Genomic DNA, 24,296 nt, shown 5'->3' with positions numbered 1-24,296 from the left:
GTAGGCAAATTCAGATGGTTGTACTCTATCCCACCTGCGGCTATCCCCTTATTGAGGTCGGACGTCATGTTCCCGTTATCGTCGTACCAGTAGTCCTGGGTATCCCCGCTACTGTCCTTGAAGCCATAGGCGTCCTCACCGTCGTCTCGGACCTTGTAGAGCCTGTTGCTCATCTGGCCATTGTGATAGGCGTAGTCCAGTACGTCCATAGCGCCGAAATGGTCGTCCTGACCGTCATTGTTGTTATCGTATCCCAGGATGGGGGTGCCAACGTTATGTCCCTGACGTGATAGTGTCATGATGTTGCCGTTCTTGTCATAGGTAAGGTCTGAAATCCCATAGTTGCCGCCCATGTTATCCGCGGCGTCCGTAATCCGGTTAAGGGCATCGTAGGAATATTGATAGGATTTCAATACATTGTCCGTATTTGCAGTACGCCATTGGGCCTGTGCTATGTTTCCGTTGTACAATGGGTTGGATCCTTGGTTATGACTTAGGCTAAAGTTAAATAATTCATCCGTGACAAGATAGATGTTCATATACAGTTAGGTGCTAGTTTGAAACACCAAGAGAAAGCAAACCGCCTTTACTTGGGCTTTACGAGAAATTCCATTCTTTAGCAGATAACAAGAGGCCGTTTAATAACGGCCTCTTATAAATATGTTTCCTTGATAACAAACAGGTTATACACTAATACAGGTAATAGCGCTAATTTGTGAGATTAACGTAGCGGGGGTACCAATACTCTAGGAAAAAATTGTTTTTTTCTTTGAATCTCCACATTCGGAAAATGTTTTAATAGATCATCACATAAAAAACAGGATATCAAAATTGGACTCCCATTTTCAAGGTGAATCTTATAATAAAACAATTCATCCCAAAAAAACCATCTAATCCTTTTTTCAAAGAGTGTGACAGACATATGAATAGAAATATAGGCCACATCAGTAATTGAAAAATCAATTTCTCTTCTCTTAGAAGAAAATTTCATGAGAGAGTTTTCTATCATTAATCTACTGTCTTTATTGTATCTCATATAATTGATATACAAAAAAACTAAAGGTATGATGTAAAAAATTAGTGTCAACAAGAACAATATAAAAAATACCTTCATCGAAATATTTAAAGATAGATTATACGTAAATGCAATTAAGCAAACTATCAAAAAATCTATGAATAAAGCCATTAACAAAAAGTTATAGAAGTACTTCCTCTTCCTTTCAAAATTGATTGAATAAGTGTAACTCATAAACCTATTTATTGAAATTCTCCACCTGAGATAAAATTTTCCATTGCTCTAACTGAAATTATATTTGCATCAGGATTACCCCCACCTATTTCTATACTTGCTCGATTGCTTGCATTGAATGCTTTACTAGCTTGAACCGAATCATAATACTTTTCACCTGCTATGAACGCTGCGGTAGCTGCCAATGAAGCAGGGGCACTTACTAAATACCCAACGCCCAAGGCAATACCAGTACCAGTAAGGTGATATGTAGTCCTGGCACCAGATTGCAGACCCAATCCATATCTAGTTAAATCATTAGCAATACTTAATCCCGCAAGGCCTTTTGTTAGGGATGAACTAAGTCCTTTATATTTATTCAAACTTTCTAAACCTCTCATTCTTTTTGCAATATCATCTAATTCAGAAAAGTCCGCAAACTTTTGCTCTGGAAAAGTAGTTGGGAATGTTTCCAAAACTGTCGATGTACTCCTGGTCAAAGTAGATCCGAATAGAATAGCATTTCCGAGAACATTGTCACCAGCGATACCGGTATTTCTTGTTCCAGTAACGACAACTTCGTCAAGTACATTCACTACATTATCCCCTATTGCCACTCCCGACCCTCTATACGAAGTGGGACAACAGCCGTCATTTGAACCTCCTGTATTACCTGCTATATATTGCGGACCAAATCTATCTCTCCAAATATTCTCACTCTCATTATCTTTTGCCCTCTTTCGATCCTCAAATGAGTTGGCCCCACTCGGATCGGTCCAAAAAACAGGATTGTTGTCAAAGGCATTATACGTAGAAAAATCATAATGTACTACCGGGTCGATCGCCGTCCATCTTGCAATAGCAGGATCGTATCGGCGTAAATCCATTTCATAAAGATTTATCCCGAACGACTCTTCTAATTCAACTCCATTGAACTGCCATTTCTTTGCAGTTGAATTACCTAGCGAAGAAACTACTTCATTATATCCCTTGTGCTTGAGCCCAAATGGATAAAAATTGTTCTCCTTTATTATCTCGTTTGAAGAATCGATATTACCATCGCCATTGGCATCCGTATATGATAATCTGATGTTCCCCACATTATCTGTGTAATTATACACATAGTCATATCCTCCCGAACCGTCAGGGGCCACATAGCCTTCTGGGTGTCCGAAAAATTCCAGTTGGTTATTGACATACATGTATCCTTTCGCGTAATCCGTGGTGGTTCCAGTACTCACGATTTTTCTAAGTTTAGAACCTGTCGCACTATAAACATACTGAATGTTATCGCTCCCGAAGTCCACCTGCGCCGGTAAATTGAGGTGATTATAACTAATGGAAGTTATCCCCTTGTTGGTATCGGAGATCATATTCCCGTTCTGATCATAAGTATAATCCGATCCCGAAGAATTAACGTCGGAGAACCCTGTGCTTTCGGCAGTGTCACTTACCGATTGCAACTGGTTGCCCGCATAGGCATAGGTAAGGTCGTCCATCACACCAAAGGCGGTAGCACCCGTATCGGTGTGCCCGTTCCTTCTAAGTTTTTCGATGTTGCCGTTCTTGTCGTATTCGATATTTGTTAGGCTGTATCTACTATCGGCGGTATCATCGATTGCGCTTGTTATTCGGTTTAGGGGGTCATAACTATAGGCATAGGACCGCAGACTTGGGCTATCGTTATTGGTGCGCCAAAGGGTTTTTGAGATGTTGCCATTATATAATGGTGTTTCTCCAGCTACGGTGTTGTTATAATCAATCTTAAAGGCGAAAAGGTCGTTGGCATCAATTGAGAGGTCGTTGTCGTACTTATCCTGATCGTTGATGCCGGTAAGCCAGTCGCGAACATTGTAATTGAAATTTACTGTCTGCAAACCAATTGAGTTGAGCACATCGGTCGCATCAACAATGCCACCTACTTTTTTCTCATCCAATCGCCCTAGTTCATCGTAGGTATTCAGTACAATTAATTCTTCAGTGCTTCCACTTCCGATTGCATTGGGATCGATGCTTAAAATAGCATTAGGTACAACCGTAGCATTAGGCTGTAACACAATACTTGTGGTGGCTACTTGATTATCATTGATGTTGCCATCCAATATAAGGTTTGCGGGTGCACTTCCTCCGGAAGCACCGTCACAAGAATATCCTAAGGTTTCATCTCCGATACATTGGGTCTGCACCAAAAGCCTACCCACGTGGTCATAGGTAAAATTATCGATGGTGACAATGGTATTACCATCGCGTGTATGTGCTATACGGCTTTTAAGCGTACGTCCTGCAAAATCCAATTTCATCTCTACAAGATCTACCGTACTTAGATAGCTGTTCTCAGTGTATATATAAATAGGCCTTGCCTTTTCATCATAATAGTTTACAGAAGTAATCCAGTGTGCGGTTGAAACATCCAAAACTTTGACTTTGTTTTCAGTAGCCAAACCTTGCACATCTGAAGTGCTGGTTATGCCGAAGGAGGTAACCGAAGTAGCTGTGCCAGAACGTGCCGAATTGTAATTATCATAGTAGTTAATGGTCAGAACTTCGGTCAATGAATCTATTGGGTAGGCACCATTGTTATAGAAAATGTCGGTACCTCCGTAGTTATCCTCACTGCCTTGAACTACCCATAAAGGTGTTGTTAAGTCATTAACTATGCCTTGTATGGTTTCTCTGGTACTAGTATCAATGGCCTTACCAGTGTATGCCACTCTGCCAAATTGATCGTATTTTGTAAACAACCATTCGTTGATTAACCGTTGGTTGGCATCTTGGGTCATAATGGGCTGGTCTAGGGTGTTATAGACAATGTGCTCTTCTTCTTTGCCAGGAATTTGTTTTACTACTATACGATTACGCTGATCATAGACATAGCGATATCCTAATGCATCCATATTGGATATGATCTCTGATAAGCTTGCCGTGCTAGGTTCCATTTTAGGGGTCAATACGTAACTCAAATTACCGAAATCGTCATACACATATTGCGTATCGTGTGCCTGGGCATTTGCATAAGTTCTCTTTAAGATGATCCTACCCTGTTTATCGGCGAATTCTTCTGTACTATGATTTTTTCCTGAAGTGTGGTTTTCGTCATAAGTAATGGTTTTGGTCAATTCACCTGCGGCATAATCACCATCTAAAATGAGGGTAGGGAAATAGGTGTTATCAGCAAAACTAAGAGTTACGCGATACCGTTTAATATCATCTGCTGAAGTATTCGCCAAATAATCAAATTCGATCTCATGGCCGTTCCCCATAGCCCAATCATTCCCGGGTGCAGCTTGTTTTAAAGCTCGGTTTAAAGGAGAAACTTCAAAGGCTATTTCCGAATAAGGATTGGTGGTTTGGTATTTTACATCGTCATAATACAGCATCGTTTTTGATTCAGCAGTAAGGCGGTAGGTACCCAAATCGGAATCAGTCTCCGGATAGGGCAAAAACTCTTGTAGTACCCTGCCGTAATCGTCATAATCCATAAATGTTACCACATCGGCTTTATCTGGGGTATGGTCAATACCAATTTGTTGAATAGGCCTTCCTAGTCCGTCAAAATAGCCAATGGTCTGAATTAGACTATCATTAGGGGTAAAAAACGCTGTCGCATCGGTTCGTTCAGCCTGATAAGTCCTCGTATACACATAATTTTGATCTAGAGGATCGTTCGGTCCACCTCCGCAGTCGTTGGAACTAGAGGTAACCATAGGACATTGATCGTCATCGTTGGCTACATAACCCGAAGGAGGTGTGCAACTTGGCGAACTTGGATTGTTTGGGTCGCCCAGTCCATCATTGTCATCATCTTCATACCAGATGGTCGTTGGGTTGATATTTTGATTGTCATCGTTGCAATCTGTTTCTGGCAATACGTTTTGGGTATAGTTTGGTCCGGGACTATCGCAACTACTAACTGTTCCATTGTTAATAGGCGCGTAGCCGTCGGCATCGGCATCAAGATACCAAGTAATACCGCTCGTAACCGTTGCCACTATGGCATGCCTAGTAGGCGATACGCAGTCGGTGACACTGTTATAGCTTTCTACATAGTAGGTTGTATTTTCCGAAATAGTTGGAGTGGTAAAGGTTTCGCCAGTACCTAGTGAAGTTCCGCCATTGGCAACGTCATACCATCTTAAGGTATTGCCATTGGCGCCTACACTGGCGACCAAGTCAAAAGTTCCTTCCCCACATTGTGAAACTCCGGACCCCGTTGGTAGATCGGGTACTTGATTCACGGTATAATTGATGATTCTTGGTTCTCCCCAACAATCTGTTCCGTCGGTCTTTGCCCTTAGGTAATAGACAGTGCCACTAGTAAGCGTAACTGTAAGGTCCCCGTTGGCGGTACTGGTGCCATCGGCGGTATCTTGCCAGTACCATGTTACCGGAGCGGTTGGATTCGGATTATCTCGGGTTAATACAGTACTACCGCAAAAGTTCTCTATAGTTGGTGTTAGTGGTGCACTGGGTGAATACATTATATCATAGGTAACGCTAGACGCATTATCACTCCAACATCCTGCACTGTTCCTTGCTCTTAAGTATTGAGTGGTGCCATTTATTTTTGTTATGGTAGCGTCAGAATTTATGGTGTCCGTACCTGAGGCCGAGTTTTGCCAGTACCAAGTTACCCCACTTGGTGGGTTTGATCTTGCAATGACCGTATTATCGCAGTTGTTTGCCGATACCGTTGGTGCTGCTGGTGTTGCTGGTGGGTTATTTATATTGTACGTTCTGCTCGAGGCGCTACTCCAGCAGCCATTGCTATTGCGAGCCCTTAAGTAATAGGTAGACCCGCTAGAAACAGTAAGTGTACTGCTGGCACTTGATGTACTTGTACCAGTGGCAGAAGTTTGCCAATAAAAGGTAACTCCGGATGGAGGATTGGTACGTGCCAAAACTACGCTGCCGCAGTTATTGGATTGTATGGTTGGGGCAGCTGGTTGTGCCGGCCCATTATCTACAGTATAATTTATTGCTCTTGCAGGACCCCAGCAATTTGTTCCATTGGTTTTTGCCCTAAGGTAATAAACAGTTCCGCTGTTTAGAGAGATCGTCGGTTGCGAATTTCCTGTACTAGTGCCGTTGGATGAGTTTTGCCAATACCAAGTAACGTTGGCGGTAGGATTGGGGTTGTCTCTTCTTAAGACCGTGCTACCACAGTTTTGTGCATCAATTGTGGGTGTTAAAGGTGCGCTGGGCGAATAGGTAATATCGTAAGAAACACTAGAAGAACTGGTACTCCAACATCCTGCACTATTTCGTGCTCTTAGATACTGGGTAGTACCATTGGTTCTAGTAATTGTACTAGCGGAATCCGAGGTGCTTGTGCCGTTGGCCGAGGTTTGCCAATACCAGGTGACGCCACTAGGTGGATTTGATCTGGTTATAACGGTGTTGTCGCAGTTGTTGGCCGATACCGTAGGTGCTGTCGGTGTTGCTGGCGGACTACTTATATTGTAAGTTCTGCTAGATGCGTTACTCCAACAGCCATTGCTGTTTCTTCCTCTAAGATAGCGAACGGAACCAGATGAAAGGGATATGGTCTGGCTGGAGTTGGACCTACTTGTTCCGGTAGCTGATGTCTGCCAATAATACGTAACCCCACTTGGTGGGTTGGCACGTGCCAGCACCACATTACCACAGCTGCTAGATTGTATAGTGGGTGCTGCCGGGGTTGCCGGCCCGTTGTCCACGGTATAGTTAATGGTTCTGGCAGGTCCCCAACAGTTGACCCCATTGGTTTTTGCCCTTAGATAGTAAACGGTACCGCTTGTAAGGGTCTTGGTAAGCTGCGATTGGGAAGTGCTTGTTCCATTTGCTGAACTTTGCCAGTACCAGGTAACATTACTTGTTGGATTTGGATTGGACCTCGTTAAAACGGTGTTCCCGCAATTATTGGTAACAGTCGGAGAGAGTGGCGCACTAGGCGCATAGTCAATCGTATAGCTCACACTTCTTATCGGACTCCACAAGCCTGAGCTATTGTTCCTTGCACGGAGATAGTATACGGTACCGGTTGATCTGTTTATAGATGAAGAAGCATTAGATCTACTTGTTCCGGAAGAACTACTTTGCCAATAGTAGGTAACTCCACTAGGCGGATTGGCCCTTGTAAGTCTTGTATAGTCACAGAATTTTGTCACGCTTGGTGTTGGCGGTCTGGAAGGAGGTGTAGGTCCTGTTGGGTTTACCGTTACAAATTTTGCCGTAAAACCAGGTGCTTGCGTAAAATTGGCCGAGATCGTAAAATTACTACTACCAGCGGTAACTCTTACCCCACCACCTATTGTAGTCCAACTTGCCGCCCCGGAAACATTCCATGAAGTAATTGTTACTCCACTGAGGAGATAAACATTGGTACTACCTTCGTCAACAGTGCTCCTACCAGAAATTTGTTGGGCCGTTGACATTCCCGTGCAAAAAAATAGGAATATGGTTACAAAAATGGAATAGACTGGATTAATGTTCTTATGGTTCGTTTTCATCGTGTCGTCGGTATTTATTGTTGGTTTTGGCCTTTATAGTGATACTTATAATCAGTAACTAAATGCCCATCGGCATCTTTGACCTCCTTCAGGCGGTTGAGCTCGTCATAGGAATACGTCATTGTATAGTTACGGGGGTCGGTGGTACTGGTCATTCCCACTAAAGGGTCAAAAGTGAAAGTGGTGATTATAAATTCTGGATGTGAACTTCGGAGACCATTGATTGCCGGTAAATTAGAATGATCGTAGTTCTTAAGGGCCGAGGTAGAAATGCCCAGGGCATCAGCGATATCATCGTATGATGCGTTTTCAATCTTTGCAATTGGATAGGTATTGTTATATCCCCAGATATAAGAAATGGGAGTCCCATCTTCTTTTCGCATTTGTATTGGGTTGCCCATTAGATAATCTTCATAAACAAGCCTATCTTCTAACGGAGTCGTACCCTTTGCAGTTTGGGTAATATTCGGAAGAACTACGTCTGCATTTAAATTTGTTATCGGATGGGTATATTGCCCATAAACGCCAAATTCTGTTCGCTGAATGGATAACAGCTGTCCATCTCTTTTTGTAGTGGTCTGAACCGGTGTTGCTATTTGATGTTGCATATCTTTTTGCAACAATTGGATGTAAGGGTAGTTGTTTAAAGGGCCTCCTTCTGGCAATGAGTTTACCGATGTGATATCATCCGGATAATATACCTTGGTCTCTACCACGGACCCATCACTTTCCGTCATGGTTGTTTTAGTGCGTTGTAAATGAGTATCGTTTTCGTAGGCAAATTGTTGAGCCGTCGTTACCGGATTGGCACTATTGGTATCATAAACAACTTCTGTGGTTTCTGTTTGCTGAACTAAATTCGAAAAGTAAGGGTGAAACTGGAATTTAAAAGTATTACAATCCAGCATACTGCCACCTATAAAAATTGGAGTGGATGTTGGCATTTCTTTCACTGCACTCATTAACAGATCTGGGTTTGTCCATAGGTCAAAGAAGTCAAACTGAGCTGCATCAAAACCGTTGACAGTGTATTTGTTACTCGTTTCCGATACTAGGTCATAGATCGGGTTTGCGGGATCGTTATTCGTTCTGCGATAGTTCTCAGTTTTATAGTGTAGACCATTGATAGGCAGTCGAACGGGAGGATATTTATAATAATCGTCTATGTATTCTATAGGATTATTTGCTAGGTATAAATCTTCAACATTGTGAAATTTCTTGATGGTTTTACCGTTATCACCGCCGGATCCCTCGTAAGTGATTTCTATTTGATCGTACGTAACGTAGCTTCCAGCATCTTTCGAGAAACTATTGTGTGATGTGGCCTTTCCTGTAATCTTTGGTAAACCAATATTTGCATAATAGTTGCTAAAGTTACCGGCCGGTCTTAATTCGAGGGAGTAAATAGTTTTATGATCAGTAAAATAATTGGGTAAAGTCTTGATTCTTCCATAGGATTTTTCCACCACCTGACCGTCTACACTTTCATTGTAGTGATAGTTAAAATTACGTTTGGTTGTTATGGTTTCATTGGCGTCATTGTCTCTATCGATTATAGATTTTACACGCAAGCCACCTCCCATGGAATACATTTGTTCTTCACTTACGTTAACATCATCCCATCTCGCACGAATAAATGCCTGACCATAGATTTTTCCTCCAAGATCATCGAAGTGTGCTTTAAGCACGTATTCATCTTCCGTTAAGTTTAATTGGCGTAGGGGATTGTTGTATTTCCATTCCTCGGAACATGTAAAAATAATAGCCGGTTGACCCCCACCGGGCGTGCAGTTGTTAGAAGTACAATAATCCGTATTTCCAAAAGGGTTGCAATCAATAATCCTGCTACAGTCATTGTTGCCATTTCCTGTAACACCACAAGGTCTTGTATCTGGATTAAATGCGGTCCAAAGATTATCACCTGCATCGGTTGGAATACGTTTTTTGACAATAATATTTCCATCTAGATCTTCTAACGTTACGTAGAAGGAGTTGGCAAAATTTGAATTTGTTAATTGTGGTTTTGGCAAAGTGCCGTCGTTACCTCTATTCCATCCTATAATTACAACAGAATAATCTAAAAATAAACTGGCATTCCGATTGGGCCTAATTACTATTTGATCATCCGGTTTTGAAGGGTTTACAGATGCTCTTTCATCCATTGGTACCGTTGGTGGTTCGGTTACATTGGGAAAGTTGGAGGCATCATAAGTATTTAGCTCAAAGTCGAATTCGGTAGACCCTTTAGTAGGATATGTGATTTTTTTTAAACTAAAATATTTAGCGAATTTTTCATTGGGAAATCTCTTTGCCTTGTTGAATTGGTCAAAATTGACAGGGCTGCCATATTCGTCTCGAATTTCTGGAATAAAAGAACCATAGTTGGGTTCGTTGTTGAAGAAACCCCAATAATCTTGTCCGAAAGTGGTTTTATTTGGAGTATCTGCTATATTACCGGGCTCAAAATAGTCAAAAGAATGAGTTTTGGTATTGTCTTCCACCACAGAATCTAATCGTAACCTGAAGTTCAAATGTGGATATTGCGGGCTTAATGCGGCTATTTCCTGTCCAAAGTCTCCATTGCCTATAGAGATGTCGTTATAATCAAAGGTTACACCATAATCTCTTCCAAAATAACTGTAATTGAAATTATGATTTTTTACAACCTGATCATTTCTATTGGTTACGATTATAGACTCTAGATATCGTGTTTTGACATCCTTACGTATTCCATTGGCTGAATAGTTGAGAACCACTTTGTCATAATTTGATAAATCAGCGCTATGACCGAAACGTATTTCAGATAAATAGATATCCTCTACCTCAGTTCTAGGGCCCCTGGTGTTTATATATACCCTACTAGGATTGCTACTATTTCTTAGGTCGGTAGGTATTTGCCAAGATTGTGTAAAGGAGGGCAGAGGCTCCATAAAACCATAATCGGTGTACTGTAATTCAACAAAGTTCCCAGCGGTATCTGTAACTTTTGTGAGATACCATGTTGAAGTATAGGATGGGAGATTTCCATTTGGAAATTGTGTGGAGGCTCTCTCGGAAAATTGGTAAACGGTACCATCTTCAACGGTTACTATAAATTCAATATTAAAGAGGTTATTTGTTCCCGAGCCTTTTATTTGTATATCGATACCTTGTTTGTTTAATAAAACAACACTGCGGTCTTTTCTCATAACAAAAGATCCGGAGTACCCATTAAAATTGAAGTGGTACATATCGGGTTGATAGTCCCAATCCAGTTCTGCGCCAGTTGGAGTTAAAAATAGAGTAGGGGTACCATTTACAGGGAATCTGCAAAGATTGTCCGCCGTTGTAAAAAGAGGTACTCCAGGGTTAAATAACCCTAAATCCGGTACAGGTTGTGTATTAGACAAGTACCCCCATGAAGGATTAAAATCGTCAACGCCATTTACTGACCTGGTAATCGCTCCTCCTGCATTTAATGCCCAACCGAGACCAACTATTCCTGATTCTTCCGATACCTGTATACCCCCAGTGGCATAACTCAAAGAAATCGGTAATGATATATTTCCTTCTGAAATAGTGTATAATGGAATAGATACATTAGGTAATCCACTATATTCATTTATGGGGGTAATTACCGACTTAAATAATGATGCAACATTCGGATTAGGTGGCACTACTTGTTTAAAATCTATTTGGCCAAAAGAAAAAGTGGTAACAAATAGAAAAATGATGGGGAGATTATATTTTTTCATAAGGCGTTGGTGTTTTTGTTTGCTTAATCGACTTTATTGGCCAATTCTTGAACTTGGTTTTACAGGTGCTGGTTTTTATGTTTAAAATCTTTTAGCGATTCGTTCTGCGCTAATAAGTACAGAGTCAATTCTTCGTTTTTTCTGGGAATAGCCGGTTTGTTTTACCCAATTCAATACCATCGACTTCAACTTCCTTAGCAGAAGGAACATTGATCCGATGATCTTTTTCGGCAATATTTTTTTTAACCTCGTCAAGGCTCGGAAGCCGGTATGTTTCCGCAAAAACATAATCGGGCCAATGGTTTTGGAGCTGCACTTTTACTTCTTCTTTTAAATTGTAATATGAAGGAACTTGCAGACCTTTGGGTTGCAAATAGGCCTACGTTCCTTCATAGTTCCAACATTTTATTGATGATTGGCTTTAATCTGTTTTTCCAACAGATTGATTCTCTTATTTTGGGATAAAATGTAAAGCGTAAGCTCTTCTATTTTTTCAAGTAGCCTCATGTCCATATTTCCCAGCTCTATACCGAGAGTTTCCATTTCCTTGGCGGATGGAATATTGGGAAGATGTCCGTGAGCATCAATATGGTTTTGAACTTCTTCCAACGTCTTCAGTTGATAGTCGTTCTTAAAAACATAATCTGGTGCCGGTACGGAAAGATCCACTTTCACCTCTTCGGCATGTATTTTGCCTTTTACTGTCAATTCATAATCGGGAGTTGAGGTGCCGATACCAACCTTGCCGTCAATGTAGTTAATGTCGTTACCAGAGACACTCCATAGCGATTCTACACTACCCGAACTTCTAACAGGGTTTAACAGTTCTAGAATGGGAGGCTCACTTCCATTGACTTCATATAGGGTTGGGCCCCAAAAGTATTGGCGGTTTGCCGTGTCGGTGTTGTAGTATAGATAAGACCTGTGGCGTAGACGTTCGGCATCTGCGTGAAACTTATAGTCCGTTGTAGAGTGCATTTTTGTCCCTGTGACACCATCATATATTCCGCTAGAGGTGTCATTGCCACCTGTATAATCACTTCCGTGTATATGCCCCACAAGCAGATACCATTTATCAAGTTCAGGAAGGTCTCCACTCCAGAAGTAGGGATTGGATCTTTCGGTGTCGTTGAGAAGTAGGGTTGCATGTGAGCTAGTGTCGTCCAATGCATTCAACCCAAAATAGGTGCTACCGTTGGTATTCCCCGTCTTTTTTATCCATACGCTTAATCGGTATGTTTTGTTGGGATCAATATTGTGGTACATTGAATTCCAGCCACCGTCGGCATTTGATGAGGCATCCGGAACGGCCTTCCATAATATTTCATTGTCACCATGTGGATTTATTCCCAACTCCCGAACGTTTTCTGCTTCGGATCCGTTTCTAGAAAAGCCGGTTGCGGATCCACTGCTTATCGTCCAAGTAGAGGTATCGAGGAAATTGTTTTGTGCTGATGCTGCTGAAATAATGAGGGAAAAGAATAGTAGAAGTTTTGTTCTCATTTTCTTATTGGTTTTAGATTAGAACTGAACAAAACACCCCTTCGAAGATGGATTTTTACTTCGAATAGACAGTGTTCTTGAAACCTTTATGTCAGAGAATGAGAAAGTGTTACCCTTAAAATTGCATTTTTAGTAAGAAAATATGACAAGTTGAATATTGGCTCTCAAAATTGCTTCTCCAAGGAATGATTTTGTGATATAAAAGACCTGTTTTTGAAATAACTAAGCAACGTTATTATATCGAATTTTGGAGTTGCGGTACCAGAAGAAGATACCGACCAAAACAGCAATAAGACCTACCAAGATATAGGACCATTTCTTTGACGATTCCAGATCAATGGATGAAGTATCGCCAACCAGGTAAAAGCTTCCCCAATAGAAGGGGTTAGCTTGGGCCGCTTCTGCATTTTCCAAATAGGTGAGTTTTGCCAACTGTAATGCCTTAGGCTTATTCATACCTGCTCTAAGATTGGTATAGAACAACTTCATAAGCTCAGGAGTTGTCTTATCGGATACTTCCCACCCGCTTATCAGAAGACTTTTTGTACCTGCATATTGAAAGGCGTTACCTATACTCATTATGCCCTCGCCGGCCGTTACTTTGCCTGTTCCGGTATTGCATGCACTTAGGACGACCAGGTCAGAAGTAATATCAAGGTTTAAAAGTTCATGACCATACAATATATTATCTTGTATGGTGTCTTTTCCCTTTGTAAAATAAAGCCTTGAATTTTTTGGATTTTCGTTATCTGCTTCCGCATGAAGTGCCAAATGAATTATTTTGTAGTTTTTAGCAATTCGTTTAAAATTAGCCTCTTGTGCATGATTTCCGTAATAGTAATCGCCATCAATTAACTCGGCAATCTCCCTAATTTCTTTTCGAGTACCAGGTAGGTCAATGGTCTGATTTCTCAAAGTTGCGAGGCTGACCTTACTACCAGATCGGACGGTGTCCGAAAAAGAAAAAGCCAGCATTCCATCCTCATACTCCTTTCCTTTTCCTTTTTTATTTAATAGTAAACTAGCTGAATTGGCATAGCTGATAACATAGTTTCTCAATAGATATTCAAAGTCCTTTGGATTATTCGAAACTTCATTATCTGGCAACAACAATTCAAAATTGATATGCCATGTTGGTCCGTCGGGTATTATAACCAGTTCATTTCCTTCAATCTCTTTGGCTATTGGCCCTATAAGATCTTTATAAAGAATGTTGGCCGATTTTTTGAACATAGGTATGTTCTTCTCAAGAATAGCCTGCTTTAACTTTGCTACTTTTTGAACCAACGCAGGGGTTTTCAGTTTCCTGGCATCAAATTTTTTCTTGGAGATTAGAAAGGCATAAGTTGTACTGCTATCGGTAACAAAATACTCCAAAAGAGTGGTGTTTGAGTTTAATCTAGATTGGATTTCACTTAACTTATCTGGACCTTTTCCGAATTCAATATTAGTATAGTTCGGATACTTTTTTTGCATCTGAACAATTAAACTATCGTGTTGCAAGTTGATTTTAAACAGTTCATTTTCATATTCCGCAATTTTCAAAGTATCAAAGCGAGGTTTGTTGTTTTTTTCATTTTCAATTTTTGAGAGGTAAGCAGACTTATTTTCCTTAATTGTTATTTCTTTTTCCAAAAGCTCCTTTAACTGCGGATCGTCACTGGCAGTGGCATTTTGTTGTGACATCTGCTGAAGTACTCGAGCCCTATTTCTTTCCGAATAGAAAAAGGCTTCTTGCAAAGATGTTAATTCGCCTTGAGCTTCATTCAATAGAAAATTCGTCTCCACAATACCTCTTAGCGATACTTGGTTGGATGACGTTAGATAAACTTTATCTTCATAGGCCGTAGTTGCCAAACGCATTTTTTCGATGATCGTTTGTGCTTGCTCGAAAGTTTCTTTTGAAGCTGTAACATTTGCAATATCACCCTTTTGCTTGTACAAATATTTTAAGGTAACGGCTTTCCCCTCCAAGGCCTCAACAATTTTATAGAGCACGTTCATTTCCTCCAAAATTAAATCGGAATCAATTGCTCTTGATATTTCAACGTTATAAGTGTCGAGAACTAAATTAAATTTTTCCAAAGCCGAGGTGTAGTCCTTTATATGTTTATAAAAATTTCCTTGTGCGATATAATTTTGGGCTACTTCTCTATGTTTTTCGCCATATGTTTTTTTTTGAACCTCCAGTGCTTTTTGATAAAGTTCAAGGGCTTTTGGGTTATTACCGATTGAGGCATAGGTGTCAGCGGCATTTAAATATACATGGGCGACTATAAGATCATCTTCACCGAGATGTTTTTTGCCTAACGATATTGCTTTTTCATAATTTATGAGTGATTTTTGATTTTTACCAAGTCTGTTATACACTCGTCCTATATTTTCATAGGTTGTAACGACCCATCGGTGTCCCTCTCCTAAATTGGGAATGAAAATGGCATTGGCTTTTTTGTAATAGGTAAGACTTTTTTCAAAATCTACCATTCTCCCATAAGTAATGGCCATGATTGCATATGCCAATCCTACTTGGGGATGATTTTCCCCATAAATCTGCCGATTGAGGGTCAAAGTTTTTTTATTGTACAGCAAGGCTTTACTGTGTTGTTCACTACGCGTATAAACTCTTGATAAATAAGAGTAACAAGTTGAAATTCTTTCTTCATTGCCTTGTCCTTTTTTTAGATAAATTTTCAACGCCTTTTGAAGGTGCTTCTCTGCTTTGCCAAGATTCCAGAGGTGATAGTTATTGGCACCTTGCCATTCGCTAACTAATGCCAAATCAAATTCATCAACTTTTATAGCAGATTCGTAGTTTTCAAATGCCTTTTTTAAACTTTGTGAAGAGGTCTTAAAATTGCGCTCTCGGTGTTCCAAATAACCTTTTAAATAATAGTATTTGCCAAAAATTTCTTTATCGGCCAAACTATTGGAATCGATAAATATTAAGGTGCTGTCTAGATACGATTTTGCAATTTCATTTTCGCCTAAAGCGATTTTGTTCTCCGCAAATTTGTTGTAGCATATTGCCAGTCCATTACCATCTTCTGCGTATTTGTACAACTTATGGGCCTTTTTTACCTGATTTAAAGATTGGACATAGGCCTTCTTTTTATAAAGAGAGTCCGCTGTTTTTAAAAATTTGATTTCAGCTTTAGTGGTACTAGGATTTTGAGCGAACGCACAAAAACTGTTTAGATAGAAAAAAAATAAAAAAATTAGAAAAACTATTTGCTTTGCGAACATGAACACGTGCTAGGTAAATTTGATTGGTTTTGGGGCCATATAAAAAAGAATTGGACGGGTTCTAAATTATATAATTTAAGAAATTTGCAATAAATTTGTAAGAAAATAAATATAAAACACAATAGAATTCAATTTAAAATGAAATTCTTTCCCTTATTAGTCTGTCCAATGTATTAATAACTCCAAGGTATAAAATGTTACTTTTTCCCAAGAATTTGTCCAATATAATAATGACCCCAATGTACAAAAAGTTACTCTTGTTCATTAATTAGCATGGCTTAATTGTAACCCCTTGGCATTGACCAATAGTGATAAATGAGTATTTTTAAGGAAGAAGAGATTATACAAGGAATTTCGGAAGGCAAGGCAACAGTGGTAACCCAATTCTATAAAGATAATCTTCCAAAAGTTACCGGATATATTTTAAAGAACTCGGGCGATGAGACAGATGCCCAAGACGTTTTTCAAGATGCCATGATGTTGGTCTTTCAAAAACTTGGCAATAATACCTTGAAACTAGAATGTTCACTTTCTACCTATGTCTATGCTGTTAGTAGAAACTTATGGATGAACGTTCTTAGAAAAAGACGTAAAATGTTGTTAAATGATACGATTTTGGATATTTCAAAGGACCTTGAGGCCTCAATAATAGAAACAATTGATAAATCTGAGAAAAAATTGTTATATCAGAGGCACTTTGCGAAATTGGGTACATCATGTAAAAATTTACTCATACATTTTTTTGATGGTGTCAGCATGTCCAAAATATCAAAGTTAATGGGTTATTCTGAGGGGTATACGCGTAAGAAAAAGTTTGAATGCAAGGAAAAATTGCTTTCTATGATTGAAAAAGACCCAATCTACCAAGAGTTACGTTACGATAACAAAAACATCACAGCTGATGAATCGTAGCCAAGAATTGTTTGAGGAAATAGAACGTTACCTTAAGGGAGAGCTTTCACCGGAAGCCAAGGAAGCTTTTGAAGAACGTATGTCCAAAAATGAAGAACTTAGTCAAGAAGTGGCCCTTCATATGTCTGTTCATAACGAAATTGGCAATGCCAAAGAGTTACAGTTTAGAAACCTATTGTACCGTATTGGACAAGAACAGAATATTAACTCTAAAAGGCGAGTTTTTCCATGGCGAATTGTGGCTAGTTTGGCATTGTTGGTGGGGGCCTCGGTTTATTTTTATTTTCAAAACCAGGACATTGGGGGTAATCAACTTTTTGAGGAGTATTATACCCCATATCCGGTGGAAGACAGACTCCGTGGAGCTGATTTAACAAGGCGAGACTCGGTTATGCAGCTGTACAAGGTAGGCAAATTTCAAAACGCCGTGGAAGACCTTAAATTCTTGCATGAACAAAACCCAGAAGATGCCGACCTACTTCTTTATTATGGCAATTGCCTTATGAACCTTAACAAAGAAGATGACGCTATTGCACTTTTTAAAGGGGTGACAGTAAAAAGTGGGGGCTACGAAAATTCACGGTGGTATCTTGCCTTGTCATTGCTTAAAAAAGGTAATTCTAAAGCGGCGGCAAAGGAATTACAGCAATTGATAGATTATAATGGTATTCATAAACAGCAGGCTGAAAAGTTATTACAAAAGCTTAATCTCTAACTTGTTTCCTACTTCGTCTTTCCGAGAAGCTACCACTACTATTTTTTCCAGTTAAATACTTTAAAATTAACCGATTGTTGGATCTATCATCCGCCATGGATGGTAGTTGAACAACATTTATTCTCAAAAACAGGTAACATAAAGGTAGTTTGAGACATTTATTAGGTAGAAACCCCTATGGAATAAATGATGAAATTAAACGCAAAAATTCCCGCAATCAACTTACAGGAAATGCTGATTGTACTGGCCATAATAGGTATTCTTCTCCTATTGGCCCTTCCAAATTTAATGCCCTTGATTACAAAGGCCAAAAGTGTTGAGGCCCAGGTGCAGCTAAAGGCGCTCTACAATGCGCAAACCACTCATAGGTATATGCATAGCAAATACAGCCATGATTTTAATGCCCTTGATTTTGAAGCTCCAAAAACTGTAAAAGAAAATGGTACGGCCAACTATTCCTATGTTATCATAAGTGCTGATAATGCAACCTTCAAAGCAAGAGCAGAGGCAATTACCGACTTTGATGGTGATGGAATACTAAATGTTTGGGAGGTGGATGAAACAGGTACACCAAAACAAATCGTTAAGGATTGATTTTGCTGCTCACAGTTATAGCCGTGGCAGGTTTTCTAATAATATGCTATCAAGATTTCAGGTATAGGGCTGTTTTTTGGTTTTTGTTTCCGCTCTTGGCTATAATACTTGGGATAATTCATTATCTCCAAGTTGAAATGACCCTTTTTTATGGAAGCTTGGCCATGAATTTTATACTGGTATCAGTTGTATTACTGGTACTATATTTCTATTCGAGAATCATTGCTAAAAAAGAGTTTATGAATCACAGTCTGGGTCTTGGAGATATACTTTTTTTCTTTGTCATGGGTACAGGGTTCCCCACGACCACATTTATTATTTTGTTTACGTATGCTATCTTTTTTTCACTCTTGACCTTTTTAGTGCTTAAACCAAGAATGAAAGTGAAAACGGTTCCTTTGGCCGGCTTGATGTCGCTTTTTTTGATAGTAGTGCTTAGCATAAACCTGTGTAACTATTTCCCTTCAATATATACTTTATAAGCATGCTGAACGATTATAGTATCCCAACAAAATTACAGCAGCTGATAAGCTCGGATCAGGCCTTTCACTATCGAATTGTACCTATTGACGAAGATAACGGGACACTTATATTTAAGACTGACCAGGTCGATTTGGACTCCTTGTTCTCCGAGTTAAAAATAGTCTTGGATAGACAGGTTAAATTAGAAACTTGTGGAAAGCAAGAATTACAAGATTATTTAACCACAAATTACAGACGGGCAGAGAACGTAAACAAGGGAAACCTAAGCTATACCCCTGATTTTCTAGAGAAGATATTACTAACAGCCAAAGTAGTCGGCAGCAGCGATATTCATTTTGAACCCTATGAGACCAGATGTAGGATTCGTTTTCGTTTGGACGGCAAGCTAGTTGAGCAATTCAATATTCCAATACATGAATACCCAGTAATTATAAACAAGATTAAAATCAGGGCTGATCTGGATATTTCAGAAAAGCGGTTACCACAGGATGGAAGAATTACAATGAAATCAGATTTGGATGAATTTGACATTAGGGTATCTTCTTTACCAACACTTTTCGGGGAAAAAATTGTATTGAGGATTTTAAGTAAGGATACCGCAGCGTTGGATATAACAGACCTTGGATTCACAAATGATGAGTTAAGGATTTATAAAGAAGCCCTTCGCAAACCCAGTGGCATTATTCTGATTTCGGGTCCTACGGGATCTGGAAAAACAACTACGCTTTATGCTACACTAAAACTAATGAACACTGGCGATACCAATATACTTACTATTGAGGATCCCATTGAATACACCCTGGAAGGTATTAATCAGGTTCAGCTTAGGGAAAACATTGGGCTTGATTTTACCAAGGCATTGCGGACATTTCTTCGGCAAGATCCCAATATAATAATGGTTGGTGAAATCAGGGATGTACAAACCGCTAATATGGCTATTAGAACGGCTTTGATAGGTCGGTTGGTGCTATCAACGATTCATACCAACTCGGCCTGGGCTACCATTTCAAGGTTAATAGATATGGGCATTCCGTCTTTCCTAATTGCAACTACCCTTAACTTAAGTGTAGCCCAACGCCTGGTACGTAAACTATGTGAACATTGTAAGCAAAGGGAAAGGGTATCGATGGATCTATTCCCAGAAGGATTTGTTTTACCAATAACCATGACGGAACATTTTAAGGCTATAGGCTGTACAAAGTGTCACCATACAGGTTATCAAGGGCGTAAAGCTATCTATGAGATTATTCCGATTACCAAAGAACTGGTTCAGCTAATAAAGAACAACGCTTTGGAAATTGATGACTACTTGGAAGAGAATGAAATAATCACACTAGGTCAAAATGCTTTGGAGATGGTAGAAGCGGGTGAAACCACCATTGAAGAAGTGTACTCGTTGTTAACTCCTTAAAGAAATGAAGAAACTACTACTTATTGCTCTACTACTTTGCACCTCCCTATTTTATGGGCAAGAACAGGGTAGAATTCAAAATATCCAAAACAACTTGGAAGCATTGGCAATGGAGAATGCGGGTTTAACGGAGAATCTAAAGCTCGAAATAAACGTTGCCAATGTTACGTTAGCAAATTTTTTGTTAGCCATTTCCAAAGTACACCTAATCAATATCAATATAGACCAAAGTCTACAAGGTATTAACCTGGTCAACAATTTTTCTAACGTGGCCGTTGGGGACTTGCTACTGTTTTTGGTAAAGGAATACGATTTGGATATCACCTTCACAGGGAATATTCTTTCCATCAAAAAATACAATGAACCACCGCCTGAAATTGTAGAACCTGAACCACTTGTAAATTTCGATGCAATGAACAATCTTATTTCCTTGGAAATGGATAATGTTCCATTGGAAAAGGTGTTCCGGAACATTATGGATGTCTCAGGTCAGAATTTGCTATATAACAATGGTATGGAGAACGTTGCTTTAAACCTATACTTAAAGAATGTTCCCTTTGATATTGCAATGGATAAACTTGCTGAGATGAACAATCTTTCCTTGTCCAAATCAAGGGATGGTTTTTATCTATTTACCCAACTTTCAACTTCTGATGAGGAAGCTAACTTATCTGGTAGAACTGCAGGAAATTCTGGAGGTAGTGATTTTTATTATCAAGTAATCGATACACTTAAGAGAATTGTTACCGTAGATTTTGAAAATGCCCCAATTGTAGACGTAATAAGTTCAATAAGTTATGATTTGGATTTAGATGTATATACTGCCGCTCCCCTTGAAGAGGCAGGTAATGTTACCTTTAAGGCAAAACAAATATATTACGATGAATTGTTGGAACGTATATTCGAAAGTGGCATACAGGCTAAAATTGCTACAAATTTGAGTACTGTAAATTTACGAAATGGAGCCAACACCAATCAAAATAATGTATCTAACAACAGGGGCCAACAATCAAATCTTTTAAGTTCTATTCCTGTTCATTTTACCTTTAAGAAAGAAAACGACATATACTATTTTGGAACTGCCGATCAATTAAGCGTTCGTAAAGTTGAGGTTGTACAGCTTATGCATAGATCAGTACAATTGTTGGCCGATCCGCAACAGTCGTCTTTTGGAAATAGGGTCTCGGGTAGAACGGTAAATAGCGGGGTCAATTATTTAGGTGGAGGTTATCAAAACGGACTCGGCAATAATCAAGGTTTTGGTAATAACCGGGGTTTTGGAAATACCCAACAGGGATTTGGGAACTCAAGACGATTGAATACAGATTCCAATAATTTCGGAAACTATAATTCGGAAGCCGAGGCCCTGATAAACATCTTGCCGGATGATATTACCGCAGATTTGGATATTCGAATGGATTTTGAACTAAACAGCTTTCTGGTGAGTGGGCCAGCGGCGAATATTAATAGGTTTAAAAAGTTTATTGCACATATAGATAAACCCGTACCTGTAATTTTGATCGAAGTAATGCTGATTGAAGTAAAGAAATCGGCTACGGTCGAAACTGGAATTAGTTGGGGAATTGGGGATGAGCCGGTCAATACCTCTGGAAAACTATTTCCGGAGGCCGATTTAACTCTTGGTGCAAAAACAGTGAATAAGATAATCGGCGGGTTTGATGGTTTTGGGTCGTTTAATATTGGCAAGGTGGTACCCGAGTTTTTTGCCACCATTAAAGCCATGGAGGCAAATGGTAATCTAAAAATAAGATCCACACCCAAATTATCTACCCTTAACGGACATAGAGCCAATATGTCGATTGGGGAGACCACGTATTACGTTGTTACCAATCAAAATTTCTTCGGTTCTCAAATTCCGACAACCTCGGAGATAAGGAATTATCAACCTATCGATGCGGAACTCGCTGTAAGTATAAAGCCACTGGTCTCTGGAAACGGACAGGTTACTCTTGAAATCAATGTTATACAATCAGATTTTAGCGGAGAACGTATCGAAGAGGAAGCACCTCCAGGTTTAACCTCGCGCGAATTTAGTTCCATAATCAGAATGCAAGACCAAGACTTGGCCATTTTGGGTGGTTTGGAGGAAAAAGTCAAAAATGATACAGGTAGTGGGGTTCCGCTATTAGCAAGAGTTCCGTTAATTAAATGGCTTTTCAGCAAAAAAAAGCGTGAAGACTCTAAACAAAAATTGACCATTCTTATTAAACCAACAGTTATTTACTAGTGTTCAAAGATCTTTCTACATACTTAAATGAGGGCTCTTTTTATTACGGCCTCGAAATCTCAGAAAACCGTGGGGACTTAAATTTTTATTTGCTGGAAATCCAAAGAAAAAAACAAGAGCTTTTTATTAGGCGGGAAGAAAAACACAGTACCTTAAATGACGCCGTTAGCAACTTAAAAAAAAATGCCCCCGTATTTTTAATCTTGAATACGGGTCAGGTGCTCACTAAGATTGTTGAGACCTTGGAGTCCGTTTCTGACGAAGCGTTGGTACATAATGCATTTCCTAATTTAGACTTTAATGCTTTTTATTATGAACTGACTTGGTGTAAAAAATCTTTATTGATTTCTATTTGTTCTAAGGAAAAAGTGAACACAATTCTGAGCCAACTTTTGGAGTTGGATATAAATTTGATGGATTTTTCATTGGGTGTTTCCGCAATAACTTCCGTCACTGAATTTCTTCAAAAGGGAACAACCAGGATTTCAAATTCTAATTTGGACTTGAGTGGTGAAAGTATAGAAAGAATAATACCAATTTCAGATGAGGATAATGAGAGCGTATTGGAGTATAATGTCAACGGTATAAAGGTAAAGAGCAACTTTTTGCTAGGCTTTGCTTCAATCTTAAAACACCTGCTTCAAACGGTTGACCGCACTTCCAATTTTACAGACTATACAAACAATCTCCAAAGAGAGTTCAAAAATAAGAGGCACTTCACTTTGTTGCTAAGGGCGTCTTTAATAACGATTTTAGGAACTTTACTCATTAACTTTCTGTTTTTCAGCCACTATTTTGATAAGGTGAATACGCTTCAAGAAACGTTGGCCGCAAAGAATGTAAATAAAAGTAAATTGATAAAATTAAAGGAGGATGTTAAGAAAAAAGAAGAGCGCATTCAAGCAATTTTATCAAGCTCCAACTCTAAATCCTCTTTGTTACTGGATAGAATAATTAAAAAAATGCCCCATTCCATAATTTTGACAGAATTGGAATATCAGCCCCTGATGAAACCTTTGCGCGATACCAAGCAGGTTGAGCTCGCAATAAATGAGATTACTCTGTCTGGGCAGACAAGAGAAAGCAAGGAGTATTATGCTTGGGTTGAAAGTTTGGAAAAGCTAGGTTGGGTACAACGCATAGAGACAACGGATTACGACTATGAGAATAGCAGCACATATAACTTTTCATTAAAAATTCAGATTCAATGAAGAGCGAAACAAAAAATATTGTGCTTTTAAGCGGCCTAATTTTAAGTCTACTTTTGAGCTATGAATTTGCAGTTTCCCCTACTTTGAAACTTCGGCGGGAGTATCATAGTTTGATACAAGAAAATCTGCTTTATAAGAATAGCCCAAAGCAAATTTCAGTATTATTAAGTCAACAAAAAGAAAACGATTCAATGTTGCAAAAAATGAATCTTGGCAGCAGTTCTATGGAGAACAACTTGCTTCGGATATTAAATTTGCAAGCTGAAAAACGGAATATAAAGATCATGGATTTCAATGATCCGCATATTTTTGATAACAATGGTAGTCTAGTAAATACTTTTGACTTTACCCTTCAAGGAGATTTCACCGAATTGTTAAAGACCATTTATGATATTGAGCAAAAAAATGGCTTAGGGGAGATAACCAACATACATTTTAAAAAACAAAAAGATTATAGGAAAAATAAAGAGTTATTGATTTCCAGGATTTTAATGCGAAGAATAAAATATTAGGCCCAGAGAATAGT

11 protein-coding genes and 1 pseudogene are annotated in these 24,296 nt (G+C 39.2%); 7 read left to right on the top strand and 5 right to left on the bottom strand.

Annotation, left to right across the window (positions count from 1 at the left end):
* From ACEQ81_RS18290 to ACEQ81_RS18270, 5 genes and pseudogenes are all read right to left on the bottom strand, one after another.
* Nucleotides 1–539, bottom strand: a pseudogene (locus tag ACEQ81_RS18290) (hypothetical protein); the annotation flags it as partial.
* Nucleotides 540–1,257: 718 nt separating this feature from the next.
* Nucleotides 1,258–7,716: a DUF6443 domain-containing protein gene (locus tag ACEQ81_RS18285; RefSeq protein ID WP_411032372.1), complete on the bottom strand. Its 6,459-nt coding sequence runs from the start codon at nt 7,714–7,716 to the stop codon at nt 1,258–1,260.
* Nucleotides 7,717–7,730: 14 nt separating this feature from the next.
* Nucleotides 7,731–11,450, bottom strand: coding sequence for an RHS repeat domain-containing protein (locus ACEQ81_RS18280; protein WP_411032371.1), 3,720 nt, complete (start codon nt 11,448–11,450; stop codon nt 7,731–7,733).
* Nucleotides 11,451–11,855: 405 nt separating this feature from the next.
* Nucleotides 11,856–12,953 carry a hypothetical protein gene (locus ACEQ81_RS18275; RefSeq protein ID WP_411032370.1) on the bottom strand — a complete coding sequence of 366 codons (1,098 nt, stop codon included), beginning with the start codon at nt 12,951–12,953 and terminating at the stop codon, nt 11,856–11,858.
* Between the two features lie 222 nt (nt 12,954–13,175).
* Nucleotides 13,176–16,013 carry a CHAT domain-containing protein gene (locus ACEQ81_RS18270; RefSeq protein WP_411032369.1) on the bottom strand — a complete coding sequence of 946 codons (2,838 nt, stop codon included), beginning with the start codon at nt 16,011–16,013 and terminating at the stop codon, nt 13,176–13,178.
* Between the two features lie 498 nt (nt 16,014–16,511).
* Here ACEQ81_RS18270 and ACEQ81_RS18265 point away from each other — a divergent pair, with 498 nt between their 5' ends.
* The 7 genes from ACEQ81_RS18265 (at nt 16,512) to ACEQ81_RS18235 (ending at nt 24,282) form a co-directional block, all read left to right on the top strand.
* Nucleotides 16,512–17,108, top strand: coding sequence for an RNA polymerase sigma factor (locus ACEQ81_RS18265; protein ID WP_411032368.1), 597 nt, complete (start codon nt 16,512–16,514; stop codon nt 17,106–17,108).
* Complete coding sequence (locus tag ACEQ81_RS18260; protein ID WP_411032367.1) at nt 17,098–17,823, top strand: tetratricopeptide repeat protein; 726 nt, start codon at nt 17,098–17,100, stop codon at nt 17,821–17,823. The genes ACEQ81_RS18265 and ACEQ81_RS18260 overlap by 11 nt, the downstream gene beginning before the upstream one ends.
* Nucleotides 17,824–18,009: 186 nt before the next feature.
* A complete protein-coding gene (locus tag ACEQ81_RS18255) occupies nt 18,010–18,417 on the top strand; it encodes a hypothetical protein (RefSeq protein ID WP_411032366.1) in 408 nt (135 codons plus the stop codon).
* A gap of 484 nt (nt 18,418–18,901) precedes the next feature.
* Nucleotides 18,902–20,311 (top strand): GspE/PulE family protein, encoded by a 1,410-nt coding sequence (locus tag ACEQ81_RS18250; protein WP_411032365.1) that lies wholly within the window; start codon nt 18,902–18,904, stop codon nt 20,309–20,311.
* A gap of 4 nt (nt 20,312–20,315) precedes the next feature.
* Nucleotides 20,316–22,559, top strand: coding sequence for a hypothetical protein (locus ACEQ81_RS18245; RefSeq protein WP_411032364.1), 2,244 nt, complete (start codon nt 20,316–20,318; stop codon nt 22,557–22,559).
* Nucleotides 22,559–23,770, top strand: coding sequence for a hypothetical protein (locus ACEQ81_RS18240; protein ID WP_411032363.1), 1,212 nt, complete (start codon nt 22,559–22,561; stop codon nt 23,768–23,770). Before ACEQ81_RS18245 ends, ACEQ81_RS18240 begins: the two co-directional genes overlap by 1 nt.
* Nucleotides 23,767–24,282: a hypothetical protein gene (locus ACEQ81_RS18235; protein ID WP_411032362.1), complete on the top strand. Its 516-nt coding sequence runs from the start codon at nt 23,767–23,769 to the stop codon at nt 24,280–24,282. Before ACEQ81_RS18240 ends, ACEQ81_RS18235 begins: the two co-directional genes overlap by 4 nt.
* Nucleotides 24,283–24,296: the final 14 nt, after the last annotated feature.

The organism is Spongiimicrobium sp. 3-5 (assembly GCF_046557915.1).
Lineage (GTDB): Bacteria > Bacteroidota > Bacteroidia > Flavobacteriales > Flavobacteriaceae > JBHEBG01.
This window is presented reverse-complemented; position numbering and strand designations above follow the sequence as displayed.